This window comes from Saccharomonospora marina XMU15, from assembly GCF_000244955.1.
In the GTDB taxonomy this organism is placed as follows: Bacteria; Actinomycetota; Actinomycetes; order Mycobacteriales; family Pseudonocardiaceae; genus Saccharomonospora_A; species Saccharomonospora_A marina.
Genome location: NZ_CM001439.1, coordinates 877,174 through 896,057 on the forward strand (window position 1 = coordinate 877,174; position 18,884 = coordinate 896,057).

12 protein-coding genes and 2 rRNA genes are annotated in these 18,884 nt (G+C 67.7%); 8 read left to right on the forward strand and 6 right to left on the reverse strand.

What is annotated here, in order from left to right; translation table 11 throughout:
* The first annotated feature begins 66 nt into the window (after nt 1-66).
* Nucleotides 67-3,207, forward strand: a 23S ribosomal RNA gene (locus SACMADRAFT_RS04155).
* A 77-nt stretch (nt 3,208-3,284) separates the two neighbouring features.
* Nucleotides 3,285-3,401, forward strand: a 5S ribosomal RNA gene (gene rrf, locus SACMADRAFT_RS04160).
* Nucleotides 3,402-3,533: 132 nt separating this feature from the next.
* Here the strand turns inward: rrf and SACMADRAFT_RS04165 are convergent.
* From SACMADRAFT_RS04165 to SACMADRAFT_RS04185, 5 genes are all read right to left on the reverse strand, one after another.
* A complete protein-coding gene (locus tag SACMADRAFT_RS04165; protein ID WP_009152531.1) occupies nt 3,534-5,042 on the reverse strand; it encodes an MFS transporter in 1,509 nt (502 codons plus the stop codon).
* The gene (locus tag SACMADRAFT_RS04170) at nt 5,039-5,716 is read right to left on the reverse strand and encodes an LppX_LprAFG lipoprotein (RefSeq protein WP_009152532.1); all 678 of its coding nucleotides are present in this window, start codon (nt 5,714-5,716) and stop codon (nt 5,039-5,041) included. Before SACMADRAFT_RS04170 ends, SACMADRAFT_RS04165 begins: the two co-directional genes overlap by 4 nt.
* A 51-nt stretch (nt 5,717-5,767) precedes the next feature.
* Nucleotides 5,768-6,220, reverse strand: a complete 453-nt coding sequence (locus SACMADRAFT_RS04175; RefSeq protein WP_009152533.1) for a flavodoxin family protein — start codon at nt 6,218-6,220, stop codon at nt 5,768-5,770.
* Nucleotides 6,221-6,299: 79 nt separating this feature from the next.
* Nucleotides 6,300-7,955: a phospho-sugar mutase gene (locus SACMADRAFT_RS04180; RefSeq protein ID WP_009152534.1), complete on the reverse strand. Its 1,656-nt coding sequence runs from the start codon at nt 7,953-7,955 to the stop codon at nt 6,300-6,302.
* Nucleotides 7,956-8,449: 494 nt separating this feature from the next.
* Complete coding sequence (locus tag SACMADRAFT_RS04185) at nt 8,450-9,259, reverse strand: purine-nucleoside phosphorylase (RefSeq protein WP_009152535.1); 810 nt, start codon at nt 9,257-9,259, stop codon at nt 8,450-8,452.
* A 119-nt stretch (nt 9,260-9,378) separates the two neighbouring features.
* On the opposite strand from SACMADRAFT_RS04185, the gene SACMADRAFT_RS04190 reads away from it, so the two are divergent.
* A complete protein-coding gene (locus SACMADRAFT_RS04190; RefSeq protein ID WP_009152536.1) occupies nt 9,379-10,014 on the forward strand; it encodes a MerR family transcriptional regulator in 636 nt (211 codons plus the stop codon).
* Between the two features lie 29 nt (nt 10,015-10,043).
* Here the strand turns inward: SACMADRAFT_RS04190 and SACMADRAFT_RS04195 are convergent, their stop codons facing one another.
* Nucleotides 10,044-11,759 (reverse strand): serine/threonine protein kinase, encoded by a 1,716-nt coding sequence (locus SACMADRAFT_RS04195; protein ID WP_157617353.1) that lies wholly within the window; start codon nt 11,757-11,759, stop codon nt 10,044-10,046.
* 202 nt (nt 11,760-11,961) lie between these two features.
* On the opposite strand from SACMADRAFT_RS04195, the gene SACMADRAFT_RS04200 reads away from it, so the two are divergent.
* From SACMADRAFT_RS04200 to SACMADRAFT_RS04220, 5 genes are all read left to right on the forward strand, one after another.
* Complete coding sequence (locus SACMADRAFT_RS04200) at nt 11,962-13,788, forward strand: methylmalonyl-CoA mutase family protein (RefSeq protein WP_040925533.1); 1,827 nt, start codon at nt 11,962-11,964, stop codon at nt 13,786-13,788.
* Entirely contained in the window at nt 13,785-15,962 is a 2,178-nt protein-coding gene (scpA, locus tag SACMADRAFT_RS04205) for a methylmalonyl-CoA mutase (RefSeq protein ID WP_009152539.1), read from the forward strand. Before SACMADRAFT_RS04200 ends, scpA begins: the two co-directional genes overlap by 4 nt.
* A 2-nt stretch (nt 15,963-15,964) precedes the next feature.
* Complete coding sequence (gene meaB, locus SACMADRAFT_RS04210; RefSeq protein WP_009152540.1) at nt 15,965-16,966, forward strand: methylmalonyl Co-A mutase-associated GTPase MeaB; 1,002 nt, start codon at nt 15,965-15,967, stop codon at nt 16,964-16,966.
* Nucleotides 16,967-16,999: 33 nt separating this feature from the next.
* Nucleotides 17,000-17,284 (forward strand): hypothetical protein, encoded by a 285-nt coding sequence (locus SACMADRAFT_RS04215; RefSeq protein WP_232285540.1) that lies wholly within the window; start codon nt 17,000-17,002, stop codon nt 17,282-17,284.
* Nucleotides 17,285-17,528: 244 nt separating this feature from the next.
* Complete coding sequence (locus SACMADRAFT_RS04220) at nt 17,529-18,818, forward strand: amidohydrolase (protein WP_009152542.1); 1,290 nt, start codon at nt 17,529-17,531, stop codon at nt 18,816-18,818.
* Nucleotides 18,819-18,884 lie beyond the last annotated feature (66 nt).

The following is an 18,884-nucleotide window of genomic DNA, read 5'->3' on the forward strand; positions in this document are numbered from 1 at the left end:
AGGCAACACGTGGTGTTGTTTCGGTGTGGTGTTTGAGAATTGCAGAGTGGGTGCGAGCATCTTTGTGGTCAAGTTGTGTAGGGCACATGGTGGATGTCTGGGCATCAGGGGCCGATGAAGGACGTGGGAGGCTGCGATAAGCCTCGGGGAGCTGTCAACCGAGCTGTGATCCGAGGGTGTCCGAATGGGGTAACCCGGCACCCGTGATGGGGTGTCACCCGCACCTGAATGTATAGGGTGTGTGGAGGGAACGCGGGGAAGTGAAACATCTCAGTACCCGTAGGAAGAGAAAACAAGTGTGATTCCGTGAGTAGTGGCGAGCGAAAGCGGAGGAGGCTAAACCGTGCGCATGTCAAGCTGTCAGGTGTTGTGTGTGCGGGGTTGTGGGGTGCCACTGTTCAGGAGCTGACACTTCTGGCGATGCCGTGTGTGGTTAGTGGAACAGCCTGGGATGGTTGACCGGAGTGGGTGAGAGTCCCGTACGCGAAAACTGCATGGCGGTGTTGTGGTGGTGTCCCCGAGTAGCAGCGAGCTCGTGGAATTTGCTGTGAATCTGCCGGGACCACCCGGTAAGCCTAAATACTTCCTGGTGACCGATAGCGGACGAGTACCGTGAGGGAAAGATGAAAAGTACCCCGGGAGGGGAGTGAAAGAGTACCTGAAACCGTGTGCCTGCAAGCCGTCAGAGCTGCTGCCTTGTGTGGTGGTGATGGCGTGCCTTTTGAAGAATGAGCCTGCGAGTTAGTGCTGCGTGGCGAGGTTAACCCGGGTGGGGTAGCCGGAGCGAAAGCGAGTCCGAAGAGGGCGTGTGAGTCGCGTGGTCTAGACCCGAAGCGGAGTGATCTACCCATGGCCAGGGTGAAGCGCCGGTAAGACGGTGTGGAGGCCCGAACCCACCAGGGTTGAAAACCTGGGGGATGAGCTGTGGGTAGGGGTGAAAGGCCAATCAAACTCCGTGATAGCTGGTTCTCCCCGAAATGCATTTAGGTGCAGCGTCACGTGTTTCACGCCTGGGGTAGAGCTACTGGATGGCCTAGGGGGCTTACCGGCTTACCGAAGTCAACCAAACTCCGAATACGGGTGTGTGAGAGCGTGGCAGTGAGACGGCGGGGGATAAGCTTCGTCGTCGAGAGGGAAACAGCCCAGAACACCGGCTAAGGCCCCTAAGTGTGTGCTCAGTGGGAAAGGATGTGGAGTCGCTGAGACAACCAGGAGGTTGGCTTAGAAGCAGCCATCCTTGAAAGAGTGCGTAATAGCTCACTGGTCAAGTGGTTCTGCGCCGATAATGTAGCGGGGCTTAAGCACACCGCCGAAGCCGTGTCACCTGCACAGGAGATCCGCCGGCTCTGGTTCGTCCGGGGTGGGTGTAGTCGTGTGGGTGGGTAGGGGAGCGTCCTGCATCCGGTGAAGCCATCGCGTGAGCGAGTGGTGGAGGGTGTGGGAGTGAGAATGCAGGCATGAGTAGCGAATGCAGAGTGAGAATCTCTGCCGCCGGATGACCAAGGGTTCCTGGGCCAGGTTGTTCCGCCCAGGGTAAGTCGGGACCTAAGGCGAGGCCGACAGGCGTAGTCGATGGACAACGGGTTGATATTCCCGTACCCGCGTGTGCGCGTCCCTGGCGAGGCAGGTGAGACTAACCACCCGTGTCTGCTGGTTCTCTTTCGGGAGGACCGGTGGGTGTGCGTGGGACCTGATCCTGTAGTAGCCAAGCGATGGGGTGACGCAGGAAGGTAGCCCCGCCAGTCAGTGGTGATACTGGTGTAAGCGTGTGGCCCGCCCGGCAGGCAAATCCGTCGGGCTGTCTTGGATGACGAGGGTGAGGCGTGATGCATAGCCGTTGTGGCGAAGTAGGGTGATCCTCTGCTGCCGAGAAAAGCCTCTAGCGAGTGCGCGCGTGGCCCGTACCCCAAACCGACACAGGTGGTCAGGTAGAGAATACCAAGGCGATCGGGTGAACTGTGGTTAAGGAACTCGGCAAATTGCCCCCGTAACTTCGGGAGAAGGGGGGCCGAAACATCTGAAGCCCCACGCGGGCTGGGATGGGTCGGCCGCAGAGACCAGCGGAAAGCGACTGTTTACTAAAAACACAGGTCCATGCGAAGACGTAAGTCGATGTATATGGACTGACGCCTGCCCGGTGCTGGAACGTTAAGAGGACCGGTTAGCCCCCTCCGGGGGGTGAAGCTGAGAATTTAAGCGCCAGTAAACGGCGGTGGTAACTATAACCATCCTAAGGTAGCGAAATTCCTTGTCGGGTAAGTTCCGACCTGCACGAATGGCGTAACGACTTTCCGGCTGTCTCAACCACAGGCCCGGCGAAATTGCACTACGAGTAAAGATGCTCGTTTCGCGCGGCAGGACGGAAAGACCCCGGGACCTTTACTACAGCTTGGTATTGGTTTTCGGTTCGGCTTGTGTAGGATAGGTGGGAGACTGTGAAACCCGCACGCCAGTGCGGGTGGAGTCATTGTTGAAATACCACTCTGGCCGGATGGGGAACCTCAACCCACGCCCCTGATCGGGGTGGGGGACAGTGCCTGGTGGGTAGTTTAACTGGGGCGGTTGCCTCCCAAAGAGTAACGGAGGCGCCCAAAGGTTCCCTCAGCCTGGTTGGCAATCAGGTGTTGAGTGTAAGTGCACAAGGGAGCTTGACTGTGAGACTGACGGGTCGAGCAGGTGCGAAAGCAGGGACTAGTGATCCGGCACCACCTGGTGGAAGGGGTGTCGCTCAACGGATAAAAGGTACCCCGGGGATAACAGGCTGATCTTGCCCAAGAGTCCATATCGACGGCATGGTTTGGCACCTCGATGTCGGCTCGTCGCATCCTGGGGCCGGAGTAGGTCCCAAGGGTTGGGCTGTTCGCCCATTAAAGCGGCACGCGAGCTGGGTTTAGAACGTCGTGAGACAGTTCGGTCCCTATCCGCCGCGCGCGCAGGAGACTTGCGGAAGGCTGTCCCTAGTACGAGAGGACCGGGACGGACGAACCTCTGGTATGCCAGTTGTCCCACCAGGGGCACGGCTGGTTAGCTACGTTCGGAAGGGATAACCGCTGAAGGCATCTAAGCGGGAAACCCGTTCCAAGATGAGGTCTCCCACCCCCCGTGGGTTAAGGCCCCCAGCAGACCACTGGGTAGATAGGCCAGACATGGAAGCACAGCAATGCGCTCTGGAGTGGACTGGTACTAATCGGCCGAGGACTTCACCACAAAACCCCATACACCCGCACCCACTCTGCAACTCTGAAACACCACACCACACCACACCGTGGTTGTTTCACCACTGTTTCGGTGGCCACAGCGACAGGGACACGCCCGGACCCATCCCGAACCCGGAAGCTAAGCCTGCCAGCGCCGATGGTACTGCACCCCCACGGGTGTGGGAGAGTAGGACACCGCCGAACACCAACAACCGAAAGGGGCCCGCCGGATTTATCCGACGGGCCCCCTTCGGCATTTCCAACCAATTCACCCCAGCAATTCCCGCGGCTCTCGTAATCGGGGTTGCGCATACCCACCACGAAGCCTTGGGTGGCTCAGCGGGCTGACCGCGGGGCGATGAACACGGCGAATGCGGCGCCTGCGAGGCACACGAACGACGTGATCAGGAAGATCTCGGTGTACTGGGTCAGCAGCGCCTGGCGTACCGCGTCGACGTAGGCGTCCAGCGACGTGCGGTAGGCGTCCTCGGAGGGGAACAGCACCCGGATGGGCACGTCGAGGTTCGCTGTCATGCTGTGGAAACGGTGCAGTCCCCAAGCGGACAGCGCCGCGATGCCGACGAGCATGCCGGTCATCCTGGCGACGACCACACCGGCGGAAGCCACCCCGTGCCGCTCACCGGGGACAACACGCAGCGCTGCCGCCGACAGCGGGGCGATGACAAGTCCGAGCCCGATACCGACGGTCGAGAGGTCGGTGTCCAACCTGGGCAATGAGAGCGGACCGAGAACGTGGCTTTCGGCGAGCACGTCGGCGCTCCAGCCGGACATCAGCGCGAATCCGGCGGCGGCGATCAGCATGCCCGCCACCGCGACCGGGCGTTCGCCGACCTTCGAGGCGAGCCAGCCACCCAGCAGCGCGCCGACCGGAAGCGCGACGAGAAACCGCAGCAGGAGTAGCACCCCGCCCTCGTCGTCGTATCCGAGCAGAGTCTGAGCGAACAGATCGACGTCGACGAGGGTCACCATGAGGGCGGCACCCGCGGTGAGACTTGCCGCCAGCGCGGCGAGAAACGGCCTCAGCCGCACGCCCGCGGTGTCGATGAGCCGGGTGCGTGCACCACGCTCCCACAGCAGAAATGCCACGAAGGCGACGCCCGCGCAGGCCAGTGCGGGCACACCCCAACTCGGCAGGACCTGTTCGCGGGGCTCGGGGTTGTACAGACCCACGACCAGCGCGCCGAGCGCGACCGCCAGCAATCCGCCTCCGACGACATCAACCCTGGTGCGCTTCGCAGGCCTGCCGCCGGGCACGGAGAGGTGGATGGCGACCATCGCCAGCAGCGCCAGCGGCACATTGACCCAGAACACGCCGCGCCAGCCCGCGACCGCCGCGAGCACGATCCCGTAGACCGGTCCGATCACGCTGCCGAGTTCCTGCGCCGCACCCACCGCCCCGAGGACGGTGGCGCGATCGCGTTGCGACCACAGGTCCGCTGCGAGCGCCATCGTGACCGGCAGCAGAGCCCCACCCGCGACACCGAGCACCACCCGACCCGTCACCAGCATCGGAGCGCTCTGCGCCGTGGCCGTGACGACTGATCCCAGGAGGAAGCCGCCGAGGCAGGCCTGCAGCAGAGCCTTGCGGCCGAACCGGTCGGAGGCCTGGCCGAGCAGCGGCATCGCGGCGACGTAGCCGAGCAGGTAGCCGGTGACGATCGGGGTGACCCGCTCGAGGCGGTTCACGGGTATCTGCAGGTCTTCGATGATCTGGCGCAGCAGCCCGACGACGACGTAGGTGTCGAGTGCTCCGAGCAGCACCGCGAGCGCGCCCGCGCCGAGCGCGACCGATCTGCTCCCGCGCCGGGTGAGGACCGTCGTCACGCCGGTGGACTCACCGTGACCGGCTTGTCCACATCGGACAGCGTGACGTCGACCGTCGCGTCGTTGGGAAATGCCGCCGTCGCCTTGACGGGCAGGTGCCGCTGATCCTTACGCAGCCAGAAAGTCACCTCGGCCTCGGAGTCGATTCCCGGCAGCAGCCCGGCCAGCACCTCCTTGGGCAGCGTTCCGGTCACTTTGTAGGTCTCGACGCCGCCGATTTCCTCGGTGGCGTCGGTCACCGGATCGCGCAGGCTGGAAAGCAGCTTCGACACGCCTCGTTCGGGGTCGAGCACAGCCGACGGGTCGTACACCGAGGAACTGAGCGCCACCGGGATCTGCTGGTAGCCGCCCGTGGGCCCCTTCAGGTACAGGGTGTTGCCCTTCAGCACGAACTCGATCTCGACCAGCTGACCGGACTGCTCGATGGTGCCGGAACCCTTGGCCTCGCCTTCCCTGGTGAGGTCGCCGTCGAGGCCGCGTACGGCCAGCCCGGGAATGGTGCCGTTGACATCGATAGTGAAATGCGTGCTCGAGATGTCACGAGCGGCGGTGGCGGCATCCCGGACGAGTGCTGCTGCCTCGGGCAACTGCTCGTCGGGTGCGTCCGCGGTGCAGGCCGTGGCGAAGCCGGCCACGGCAGCGAGCATCGCCAGCAGGGTTCGGCGCAAAGGCATGCGCAGAATCGTATGCCCCCGCACGGAGGTTGTGTCACGGCCGGCAGCAATTCAGGCCATGAGGTTGGCGGCGACCGTGGCGCCGAGTTCCCAGCAGCTGGAGAGCGCGGCCTTGTCCGGCTCACCCATGACCACGACGGGCGCAGCCGCCTGTTCCCAGCCCAGCCCGGTGGTGACGGTTTCGATCGCCTTCTGCGCCCCTTCGACGCCCTGGTTTCCGTGCACGTAGTAGCCGAACGCTCGGTTACGGGTCGCCTCCAGACACGGGTAGTACACGGTGTCGAAGAAGTGCTTCAGAGCGCCCGACATGTAACCCAGGTTGGCAGGGGTACCGAGCAGGTAGGCGTCGGCGTCGAGCACGTCCGAGGCGGTTGCCGAGAGCGCGGGCTCGCGGACGACGTCGACACCGGTGATTTCCGGGTCGGTCGCGCCCGAGACCACGGCCTCCAACATGGCCTGCAGGTGCGGTGACGGAGTGTGGTGAACGATCAGCAAGGTGGGCACAGTCGGTCAGCGTGCCCCTGCGCGGGCACGGTCGCAACCGACCGGTGACGGGAACCGGCCTGTCACGTGGGTTCGCCGGTCAGTGGGCCAGCAGGTCGTGCACGGCGGCACGCAGCTCGGCGAGCCGCCGCTCGGCCAGGTCACGAGTGCGGTCCAGGTCCGCATAAGTCTGCACCGGCGACGTGACCTCCAGGTACGCCTTCAACTTCGGCTCCGTGCCGGAGGGGCGCACCACCACCCGCAGGTCGTCGCCGCGTAGCCGCAGTACGTCGGCTCGCGGCAGCAGGTCTTGCGCGACCACGGCCGTTCCCAGCAACTCGGTTGGTGGGTGTTCGCGCAGCCTCGCCATCAGCCGCCCGCGCTCGGTCAGGTCGGCGATGCGCAGCGACACCTGGTCGGTGAGGTGGAGCCCGTGTCGTAGCGCCAGGTCGTCGAGCAGGTCGAGCAGGGAACGGTTCGCGGCCTTGGCTTGCGCCGCCAGGTCGCAGCCCAGCAGCGCCGCCGCGATGCCGTCCTTGTCCCGCACGGTTTCGGGGTCCACGCAGATCCCGAGCGCTTCCTCGTAGGCATAGACGAGCCCGGCGCCCGCCCTTGCCAGCCATTTGAACCCGGTCAGCGTCTCCTCGTAGCGCGCACCGTGTGCCTTCGCGATCGACGCCAGCATCGACGACGACACGATCGTCGTGGCCACCAGCGGGTCCGGCGTTGTCGGTGCGGACAGCACATGCTCGGCCAGCAGCACACCGGTTTCGTCGCCACGCAGCAGGCGCCAGCGGCCGTCACGTCCCGCGACAGCGAGCGCGCAGCGATCCGCGTCCGGGTCCAGCGCGATCGCCAGATCGGCCTCGGAGCGCTGAGCGAGGTCGAGCAGCAGCTCGCCCGCTCGCGGTTCCTCCGGGTTGGGAAACGCCACGGTTGGAAAGTCCGGGTCGGGTTTTGCCTGCTCGGGCACGAAGCTGAGGTCGGTGAACCCGGCCCGCCGCAGTGCGAGTCGCAGTGTGTCGGCACCGACGCCGTGCAAAGCGGTGGCGACGACTCGCAACTCGCGTGCCGTTCCGCGCGGCAGAGCGGCCACGCGGTCGAGGTAGGCCTGTAGTACGTCGTCACCGAGCACCCGGGCGCCGGGCGACCTCGGCACGGAGATCGCCGCCGGAGCCGCTTCGATAGCGGACTCGATCCGCCGGTCTGCGGGGGGCACGATCAGCGCGCCGGTGTGGTCGTAGACCTTGTAGCCGTTGTCGGCGGGAGGGTTGTGTGACGCGGTGATCTGGATGCCCGCCACCGCGCCGAGCCTGCGAACGGCGAAGGCGAGCAGCGGGGTCGGCAGTGGTGCGGGCAGCGACCGCACGTCGAATCCCGCCGCCGTGAGAACCTCGGCCGTGGCGCGGGCGAAGTCCGCCGAGCCGTGCCTGGCGTCCCTGCCGACAATCACGGTGCCACCCGACCTGCCCTCGTCCCGCAGCCAGGCCGCGACGCCGGCCGTGGCCCGCACGACCACAGCCGTGTTCATCCCGTTGGGCCCTGCGCGCACGGGTCCGCGCAGTCCCGCGGTGCCGAACGTGAGTTCCCCCGCCATGCGCTCCCGCAACTGCGCGACAGCGTCGGGCTGGTCGTTCATCGCATCGGCGAGCAGTTCCCGCAACTCCGCGCGGTGGTGAGGTGTCACGTCGTCGGCGATCCACCGAAGTGCCCTGTCCCGCAAAGCGGGCGTGAGTCCGGGCGGGTTGTGCTCCATCCCGCAATGCTGCCAGGCACACGGCACGGTGGAGGTCGGGCCCGGCGGCTACCGGCCCGCCGGTTGCCGAGGTGCGGCGAGGGCGTGTGAAAGTTGCGGATCACATTTTGCATCGGATTTTTCCGGTCACTTCGCCCGAGCGTTCTACGAGGGCATTGTCCGAATTTCACCATGTGGTCGCGACTTGGCATATCTCCACTCGTTCGGGTGAGAGTAGTCGCATTTGTGCGAGCACCAGGAAGAACGCATTTAGCAGGGCGGTGACGAGTCGCTCAGAGTCAACGACTGAAAACCAGGTAGCACACGATCGGGCTATTGTCGGATTGCCAATTCTGCGCCAAATTTGGCAGTGCGCGATTCCGCGCACTGCCAAATGGTTCCGCGTGTCAGACGCGAAAGCCGCTGCTGCTTGGGAAGGAAAAACTGATGACGAGCCGTGAGATCACCGACGTTCCGATCGCTACCGGCAACGGCAGCACCAGCAAGTGACGTAGTCAGGCGTGCAGGACAAGTTCGCGGAGCAGGCGACCCATCCGTTCCGCGGCTGCCCTGCCCGCCTCGATGACCTCCTGGTGGCTGAGCGGTTCGCCGGTGACGCCCGCGGCGAGATTGGTGACCAGCGACAGCCCGAAGACCTCGACTCCCGCGGCACGTGCGGCGATCGCCTCCAGCACCGTCGACATTCCGACGAGGTCGGCGCCGAGCGTACGCAGCATGCGGATCTCGGCGGGAGTCTCGAAATGCGGACCCGGCAGGCCCGCGTAGACGCCTTCGACCAGCGACGAATCGATCCCCCTCGCCACCTGTCGCAACCTGCCGGAGTACAGATCCACGAGATCGACGAAGTTCGCTCCGGTGATCGGCGAGGTGGCCGTCATGTTCAGGTGGTCACAGATGAGGACCGGCTGGCCGACCTGGAGTCCGTCACGTAACCCGCCTGCCGCGTTGGTCAGCAGCACGGTGCGTACGCCCGCCGCGGCCGCCGTCCGCACGCCGTGCACCACCCGGGCCACGCCCCTTCCTTCGTAGAGGTGAGTGCGCCCCAGCAGGACAAGGACACGTCGTCCCCCGACGAGTAGCGAGCGTGCCGTGCTGCCGTGGCCAACGGCGGTCGGTGTTTCGAATCCGGGCAGCTCGGCCAGGTCGATCTCGGTTTCCGGTTCGCCGATCAGATCCGCGGCCGGGCGCCATCCGGAGCCGAGCACGACGGCGATGTCGTGCGTTTCCGCGCCGGTTCGCTCGGCGAGCACGCGCGCCGCGGCCGCGGCGAGTTCACGGGGTCGCTGGTCGCTTGTCTCGTCCACGACCGTGCAGCCTAGAGCTTGCTCCCGGCAAGGGTTCACGGCGGTTATGGATAGCAAAACTCTCCATAGTGGGGAGCTACTGTATCCGTACCGGGAGGTGCACGGAAGGGCGAGCGGCGATGCGAATGGCCGAGTTGAGCAGGGAGTCGGGTGTGCCGATCGCGACCGTGAAGTACTACCTGCGCGAGGGTCTGCTTCACCCGGGTGAGCGCACCAGCCCGAACCAGGCGCACTACGACGAGTCCCACGTGCGCCGCCTGAGGCTGGTGCGCGCTCTGCTGGAAGTCGGCGGGCTTTCCATCGCGTCGGTTCGCGAGACACTCGCCGCCATCGACTCCCACGACCGCACACACGACGTGCTCGGCATCGTCCAGCACGGGCTGCCGCTGAACCGCGGCAGTGCGGACGAGGGAACCGAGCAGTGGGCCAGACGGCGGGTCGAGGAGGTCGCGGCCATGCGCGGCTGGCGCTTGGACCTGAGGCAGGCACCGGTGGAGGCGCTGGTGGGGGTGCTGTGCACGCTGCGCAACCTGGGGCACGCCCGGCTGGTCGACGCCCTCGACACCTATGCCGAGGCGGCCGACCGGATCGCCGAGTCCGACCTGGAGTTCGTGGCCGGACTACCGACCACCGAGTCGATCGTGGAAAGCGCGGTGGTGGGCACGGTGCTCGGCGACGCGGCCCTGGTGGCGTTGCGCAGGATCGCGCAGGCCAATATCTCGGCGCGGCGCTTCGGAGACGAAAGGCGGGGTTGAGGCTCGGCTCGCTCCCTCAAGGCCCGTCGCTAACTGGTCATCCGAAAGGTCGGCACGATCCGGTCGAACAGCTGGCTGCGGCCGAACCGCTCCCGCTCCAGCGGCACCGTCACGCTCACCACCCACAGGCTGGAGTAGCTGCGGAACACCTCGGCATGCGTGGTCCTGTTGCTCGCTCGCTGCCCGCTGCCCCGCTCCGCGGTGCGGTAGCCAAGCAGCACCCCTTCCCGGCCATCGGCCAGCGCGTCGGAACGCACCAGCGTGAAGTCCCCCTCGGGCCAGTACCCGGTGAGCGCGCGCACGTAGTCGCGTGCGGTCAGGTCCGGGAAGTAGTTGGCGAAATGCTCCACGCCCAGTACCTGTGTGCCGTCGGGTGACACGAAGCGGACCAGGGTCGATGTGGGCAGGTCGCCAACGGGTCGCTGGCTGGTGAACCGCAGCCAGTTGGCGGGCACCGCCACGGAGAACAGCCCACCCTTGGCCCCTCGCAGGTTGGTCGCGTCGCCTTCCCTGGTGAGCAGTTCCACCGACTGCGTTGTGGGCGCGGCCGCCGTTCGCGGCGCGACGGGTTGGGGCGGCTCCAGCGCCTGCCCGGCAACCACACGGGTGAGCGCGAACCCCGCCGCCGCGGCCGCGAGGAAGAGCAACATCGCCACGGCGACGAGTGCGGCCCTTCGCGCATCGATCCGCTCGCCGAGCGCGGTGGCGATGGCGGACGGCGACAGCCCGACAGGGTCCGCCGGATCGGCGGCACGCGCTGAACCCGTCGCCGGGCCCGAACCGCTCGCGGCGAACGGCAGCGGTCCGGGGTCGGCGGCCAACGCGCCTGCCTCACCGCCCGTGCCCTCCGGTTTCGACTTTCGGGTGGTTGCAGGCGGTTCGCTCGGTTTCGCGGACGGCATGCGCGGGATGACGCGGGTCACGCTGGCCTCGCCGGCCGCACGGGAACGCTCGCCCTGCCGGAACAACTCGGCGGGGAACAGCGGGTGGTGTGGCTTCCTCAGCAGCGGGTACAGCCTGCGCCGCACCTCCGACAGCGACATCCGCTCCGCGGGGCGCTTCGCCATCAGGCCGCGGATCAACGGCGCCAGCGGACCCGCCGACGGCCTCGGCACATCGCCGTGCACCACGCGCGTCACCGTCTCGAAGGGGTCGCCGTCGGCGTCGTAGGGCGGGTGGCCCTCGGTCGCGGCGAACAGCGTGGCACCGAGTCCCCACAGGTCGGCGGTGTAGGTGACCGCACCGCCCGAGGCCACCTCCGGAGCGATGAACGCAGGCGAACCCAGCATCATGCCGGTGTGGGTCATGGTGGCTTCCGAGACGTTGCGGGCGATGCCGAAATCGGTGAGCTTGATCCTGCCGTCGCCCGCCACGAGCACGTTGCCTGGCTTGACGTCGCGGTGGGTGATCCCGGCCGCGTGAGCGGCCTCCAGTGCCGCGGCGACGGCGTCGGCGACCGCGGCGGCCTGCGGGACCGTGAGCCGCCCTGCCTCGTGCAGCAGTCCGGCCAGGCTGCGCGCGGGCAGCAACTCCATCACCACGTAGGGGTCGCCGTTTTCCCTGACGACATCGTGCAGCGTGATCACGTTCGGGTGGGAGAGCACCGCGATCGCCCTGGCCTCACGCAGGGTCCGCTCCCGCAACTCGCTGATCCTGGTCGCGGGCACGCCGGGCGGCATCCTGACTTCCTTGACCGCGACCGGGCGTTGCAGGAACTCGTCGTAGGCCGACCAGACAGTGCCCATCGAGCCCGACCCGAGAACGGACCGCAACCGGTATCGGCCCGCGACGAGCCGTGCCTCGTCGGGGAAAGCCGGTGGTTTGGATGGCGGGTTGGACACAGGCCTATTGTGGCGAACTCTCGTTCCGCCGTTGGCCCGACCAGCCTTGTTAATGGCGATTTGCCTCACAACCACCGCGAGGGTGACCCCCCTAACATGGCTAGTTATGACGAACGTGGCTGAGCTGCCACTGGCGGCCGAGTTCGACCGTCCCGACCGGGCCGACTGGGAGAGGCTGGTCGAGGCCGTGTTGAGCAAGACAGGCTCGCGGCCCGAAGCCCTGATCACGCACACCTACGAGGGCATCGCGATCCAGCCGCTCTACACGGCGGCCGACGAGGCCCCACCTTCGGGCTATCCCGGCCTCAGCCCGTTCGTGCGCGGGTCGAGACCGCAGGGGCACGTGCTCACCGGCTGGGACGTCCGCGCGTTGCACACCCACCCCGACCCCGCGGTGACGAACCGCTCGGTGCTCGCCGACCTGGAAGGCGGCGTCACGTCCAGCTGGCTGCGCGTCGGCGCTGGCGCGTTGCCGCCGTCGTCGCTCGCCGACGCGTTGAGCGAGGTCAGACTCGACCTCGCACCCGTGGTGCTCGACCCCGGCGCGGACTACCTGGAAGCCGCTGACGCGCTGTTCGCGCTGCTCGCGGATCAGCGCGTGCCGCCGACAAGCGTCGCGGGCGGCATCGGTGCCGACCCGATCGGGCTGCTGGCCAGAACGGGACGCGCACACGACCTGGCCGCCTCCGCCGAACTCGCCGTCAGGGTCGCGCGCGAGTACCCAGCGATGCGTACGGTCGTCGCCGACGGGCTGCCGTTTCACGAGGCGGGCGGTTCGGACGCGCAGGAACTCGGCGCGGCGGTCGCGGTGGGCGTCGCCTACCTGCGTGTTCTCACCGCGGCCGGGCTCAGCGTGCAGGACGCCGCCGGCCAGTTGGAGTTCCGCTTCGCCGCCACCACCGACCAGTTCATGACCATCGCCAAGCTGCGTGCCGCGCGCAGGCTGTGGGCACGGGTCGGCGAGGTCTGCGGTGCGCCGGGGACCGCGATGTACCAGCACGCCGTGACCTCACCTGCGATGCTGACAAGGCGCGATCCGTGGGTGAACATGCTGCGCACGACCCTCGCCTGCTTCGCGGCGGGCGTGGGCGGTGCCGATGCGGTGACCGTGCTGCCGTTCGATTCCGCGCTCGGCCTGCCCGACGGCTTCGGCCGCCGGATCGCCCGCAACACCCAGGCCATCCTGCTCGAGGAATCCAAGCTCGCCTCGGTGATCGACCCGGCAGGCGGGTCCTGGTACGTGGAGAACCTCACCGACGCGCTCGCGCACGCGGCGTGGCGGGAGTTCACCGCCATCGAAGCGGCGGGAGGCATCGAGGCCGACCTCGGCTCCGGTTCGCTGGCGGCCAGGCTCGACCGGACCTGGCAGGCTCGCCGCGCCCGCATCGCGACCAGGCAGGACCCGATCACCGGAGTCAGCGAGTTCCCGCTGCTGGAAGAGGCCGACCTCGAACGCGAGCCCGCCGCACCGGCGGCCGGGGGCGGCCTGCCGCGGGTGCGGTACGCGCAGGACTACGAGCGGCTTCGCGACCACGCCGACGCGCACCTGGCGAAGACCGGCAGCCGCCCCTCGGTCTTCCTCGCCACGCTGGGGCCGCTGGCCGCTCACACCGCGCGCGCGACGTTCGCGGCGAACCTGTTCATGGCAGGCGGGATCGAACCGGTGAACCCCGGCGTGGCCGACGGCACCGACGACCTGGTGGCGGCCTTCCGCGAAAGCGGGACGACGGTCGCGTGCCTGTGCGGCAGCGACAAGGCATACGCCGAAAAGGCGGCCGAGGTCGCGGCTGCCCTGCGTGAAGCGGGTGCCGCGAGTGTGCTGCTCGCGGGCAGGCCGGCCGACTACCCGGCCGTCACCGGGTACGTCTACAAGGGATGTGACGCGCTCGCCGTCCTGACCGGCACCCTCGAAACCCTGGGAGTGGCCCCATGAGCATCCCCGACTTCACCGGCGTCGAACTCGGTGCTGTGCCGCAGGCCGACCGGTCGGAGTGGACCAGGGCGCTGCACGAAGCCACCGGCAAGGGCCCCGACGCGCTGGCGTCGGAGACCCCTGAGGGAATCGGCGTGCGGCCGCTGTACACCGAGGCCGAGTTGTCCGGACTGGATTTCCTCGACACCTACCCCGGGATCGCGCCGTACCTGCGCGGGCCGTATCCGACGATGTACGTGAACCAGCCGTGGACGATCCGGCAGTACGCGGGATTCTCAACGGCCGAGGAGTCGAACGCCTTCTACCGGCGCAACCTCGCGGCGGGCCAGAAGGGACTGTCCGTGGCCTTCGATCTGGCGACGCACCGCGGCTACGACTCCGACCACCCGCGGGTGGCGGGCGATGTCGGCATGGCGGGCGTTGCCATCGACTCGATCTACGACATGCGGCAACTGTTCGACGGCATCCCGCTGGACAGGATGAGCGTGTCGATGACCATGAACGGCGCCGTGTTGCCGGTGCTGGCCCTCTACGTCGTCGCGGCTGAGGAGCAGGGGGTGGCGCCCGAGCAGTTGGCCGGGACCATCCAGAACGACATCCTCAAGGAGTTCATGGTTCGCAACACCTACATCTACCCGCCGCAGCCGTCGATGCGGATCATCTCCGACATCTTCGCCTACACCTCACGCCACATGCCGAGGTTCAACTCGATCTCCATCTCCGGCTACCACATGCAGGAGGCCGGGGCCACCGCCGACCTGGAGCTCGCCTACACACTCGCCGACGGTGTGGAGTACATCCGCGCGGGGATCGACGCCGGTCTGGACATCGACGCGTTCGCGCCCCGGTTGTCGTTCTTCTGGGCGATCGGGATGAACTTCTTCATGGAGGTCGCCAAGCTGCGAGCGGCGCGGTTGCTGTGGGCCAAGCTGGTCAAGCGGTTCGAGCCACGCAACGACAAGTCGCTTTCGCTGCGCACCCACTGCCAGACCTCCGGCTGGTCGCTGACCGCGCAGGACGTCTACAACAACGTGGTACGTACCTGTGTGGAGGCGATGGCCGCCACACAGGGCCACACCCAGTCGCTGCACACCAACGCGCTCGACGAGGCGCTGGCGTTGCCGACCGACAACAGCGCGCGGATCGCACGCAACACGCAGTTGCTGCTGCAGCAGGAGTCGGGCACGACCCGCGTCATCGACCCGTGGGGCGGCAGCGCGTTCGTCGAGCGCCTCACCTACGACCTGGCGCGAAAGGCGTGGGGCCACATCGAGGAGGTCGAGTCGGCTGGGGGCATGGCGCGTGCCATCGACGCCGGTATCCCCAAGCTGCGCATCGAGGAGGCGGCCGCCCGCACCCAGGCGCGCATCGACTCCGGGCGGCAGCCGGTGATCGGCGTCAACAAGTACCGGCTGGACAGCGACGAGCACGTCGATGTGCTCAAGGTCGACAACGAGGGGGTTCGCGCACAGCAACTTGACAAGCTGCGCAGGCTGCGGGCCGAGCGAGACGAGCAGGCCACGACTCAGGCGCTGCGCAGGCTCACCGAGTGTGCCGGGTCCGAGTCCCGCGAGGCGAACCTGCTCGAACTGGCCATCGACGCGGCACGCGCGAAGGCCACCGTCGGCGAGATCTCCGAGGCGCTGGAGCGGGTGTGGGGCAGGCACTCGGGCCAGATTCGTACCATCTCCGGCGTGTACCGCGACGAGGTCGGCAAGTCGGACAAGGTGGAGTCGGTGCGGGAACGGGTCGAGGAGTTCGCCCGTGCCGAGGGGCGCAGGCCACGCATCCTTGTCGCGAAGATGGGCCAGGACGGGCACGACCGTGGCCAGAAGGTGATCGCAACCGCCTTCGCCGACCTCGGCTTCGACGTCGACGTGGGGCCGCTGTTCTCCACCCCGGCCGAGGTGGCCCGGCAGGCGGTGGAAGCCGACGTGCACGTGGTGGGTGTCTCCTCGCTCGCGGCCGGACACCTCTCGCTGGTGCCCGCCCTGCGTGCGGAGCTGGCGCAACTCGGCCGCGACGACATCATGATCGTGTGCGGCGGTGTGATCCCGCCGCAGGACTACGACGAGCTGCGGCAGTCGGGCGCCGCGGCGATCTTCGGTCCCGGCACCGTGATCGCCGAGGCCGCCGCCGGTCTGCTCGACCAGCTGCAAGCGCGACAGTCGTAGGCATGTCTCGCACCGTCGACGTCGCCGCATACGCCAAGGGGGTGCTCGCGGGCGACCGCGGCATCCTGTCGCGGGCCATCACGCTGGTGGAGTCCGCGCGTCCGGACCACCGCAGGCAGGCGCAGCAGCTGCTGGTGGAGTTGCTGCCGCACGCAGGCGGCGCGCAACGGGTCGGCATCACCGGCGTTCCCGGGGTGGGTAAGTCCACCTTCATCGACGAGTTGGGCACGAAGCTCACCGGCGAGGGACACCGGGTGGCCGTGCTCGCCGTCGACCCGTCGTCGACCCGCACCGGCGGCAGCATCCTCGGCGACAAGACGAGGATGGCGCGACTGGCCACGGACCCGTCGGCCTTCATCCGGCCGTCGCCGACGTCGGGCACGCTCGGCGGGGTCGCGAGGGCCACCCGCGAGTCGATCGTGCTGATGGAGGCCGCGGGCTATGACGTGGTGCTGGTGGAGACGGTCGGTGTGGGGCAGTCGGAGGTGGCCGTGGCCAACATGGTCGACTGCTTCCTGTTCCTGACGCTGGCACGGACGGGCGACCAGCTACAGGGCATCAAGAAGGGCGTGCTCGAACTCGCTGACGTGATCGCGGTGAACAAGGCCGACGGTGAACACGAGTTGCAGGCACGCAAGGCGGCGAGGGAGCTGTCGGGAGCGCTGCGGATGATCTACGGACCCGACGCGAGGTGGGTCCCACCGGTGCTGACCTGCAGCGCGCTGACCGGTGCCGGGCTGGACACGGTGTGGCAGCAGATCGGCAGGCACCGCGAGCTGTTGCGGTCCACCGGTGAGCTGACCGAGAAGCGCAGGCAGCAGCAGGTCGACTGGACCTGGTCGATGGTCAGGGAGCAGTTGCTCGACCGGCTGGAGACGCATCCGGAGGTTCGCGCGGTCGTGCCGGAGGTGGAGCGGGAGGTGCGTGACGGCAGGCTCACCGCCACGCTGGCCGCAGAGCGAATTCTGCGGGCGTTCGAAGCGCCGTTGCCGCGTGGCGACTGACGCGAAGGGGCGCGAGCGGGCAGACTGGTGCTCGTGCGTGTGCTTGCCGTCGTGGTCGGGCTGCTGGCCCTCGTCGCGGGCTTCGTGGTCGTCGGATCGGTGACACCGGCCACCTCGTCCGCCGAACCACTCGCCGTAGTGGCGCCGTATCAGGCCCAGGACGACGATTCCGAGCCCGGCCCTACCCTCGACCCGCAGACCGAGGCCGACGCGGAGAAGGACCGAAGCAGGCTGGTCGTGGGCGTCGCCGCCGCGGTGCTGCTCGGCATCGTGCTGTGGGGCAGGCACATCAGGAAGAAGCGGCAACAGGGCGACTAGGCTCGCTCGGCGGGCGCCGCGGGCTGCCGAACGCGCTCAGTCACCGACAGAGGCCCTACAGTTTCGCCGAACACTGCGTCACCGCTTAGCGCAACCGGGCGACCTTCTGTCTCGTCATTAGGACATCTGGGTTACAACTACCCTGTGTGGTGCAAGACTGAGAGCAAATGCGTACGGCAATGATTTCCCAGCGAGAGACAGTGAGCTCCAGCGACCTCGTGCCGGATGCGTGCGGAGGTGCGGCATGACGGTTCTCGACTCCCGGCCGGACCTGCCTGGCGAACAGGGCGGGTCGGGCACCGCTGCCGCCTTGCTGACCGAATCCGGTGTGACCGTGGCTCCCACACCGCCTGACCTCGGCGCGGGCCGTGGCCCAGCCTGGCTCGACGAGTGGCTGCTGCAACACGCCGCCGACGTCGTGGCGTGGCGCAGGCACATCCACACCAACCCCGAGCTGGCAAGGCACGAGTTCGGCACGACCGAGCTTGTGGTGAAGCTACTGCGCTCGGCGGGCCTGCGTCCGTGGGTGCTACCCGGCGGTACCGGCGTGGTCTGCGACGTAGGCAGCGGGCCCACGTGCGTGGCGCTTCGGGCCGACCTGGACGCGTTGCCGCTCACCGAGGCGACCGGGCTGCCGTTCGCCTCGGCCGTCGACGGCGTGGCGCACGCCTGCGGGCACGACATGCACACCGCCGCGCTGCTGGGCGCGGGGCTCGCGCTGGCACAGGCCGCTGAACTTCCCGGCAGGGTGCGGCTGATCTTCCAACCCGCGGAGGAGGTCATGCCCGGCGGCGCGCTGGACGCCATCGAGGCGGGTGCGCTCGACGGCGTCGACCGCATCTTCGGGCTGCACTGCGACCCCCGGCTGCCGGTCGGCAAGGTCGGTACCCGCATCGGTGCCCTGACATCGGCGGCCGACCTGATAGAACTGCGGCTCACGTCACCGGGGGGCCACACCTCGCGCCCACATCTGACCGCCGACCTCGTACACGCTCTCGGCACGATCATCACCTCGCTGCCCGCGTTGCTCTCGCGGCGCGTCGATCCCCGGTCGGGCACCGTGCTGGTGTGGGGTTCGGTGCACGCGGGTGAGGCCGCGAACGCGGTGCCGCAGGACGGCCTGCTGCGGGGCACGCTGCGTACCGCCGACCACGAGACCTGGACGCAACTCGAGCCGCTGATCGCATCGTCGGTGCAGTCGCTGCTGGCTCCGACCGGAGTGGGCTACGAACTGGACTACCGGCGCGGTGTCCCTCCGGTCGTCAGCGAGGAGGAGAGCACCGTCCTGCTGCGGGCAGGCGCGGAAGCGGCGCTGGGCGACAACGCGCTGGCCGACACCGAGCAGTCGTCCGGTGGCGAGGACTTCGGCTGGTACCTGGAGCACGTGCCGGGCGCGTTCGCGCGGCTGGGGGTGTGGCCGGGTGAGGGCGCGATGCGTGACCTGCACCAGCCCACCTTCGAAGCCGACGAGCGGGCGCTGTTCAACGGCGTGCGGGTGTTCGTGCACACAGCGCTGGCGGCACTGGTCGCCTGACGCTCTCACCCGCGAGTCCCCCGCTCAGGACCGCGAGTTCTGCGTTCGGGACCGCGAGTTCTGCGT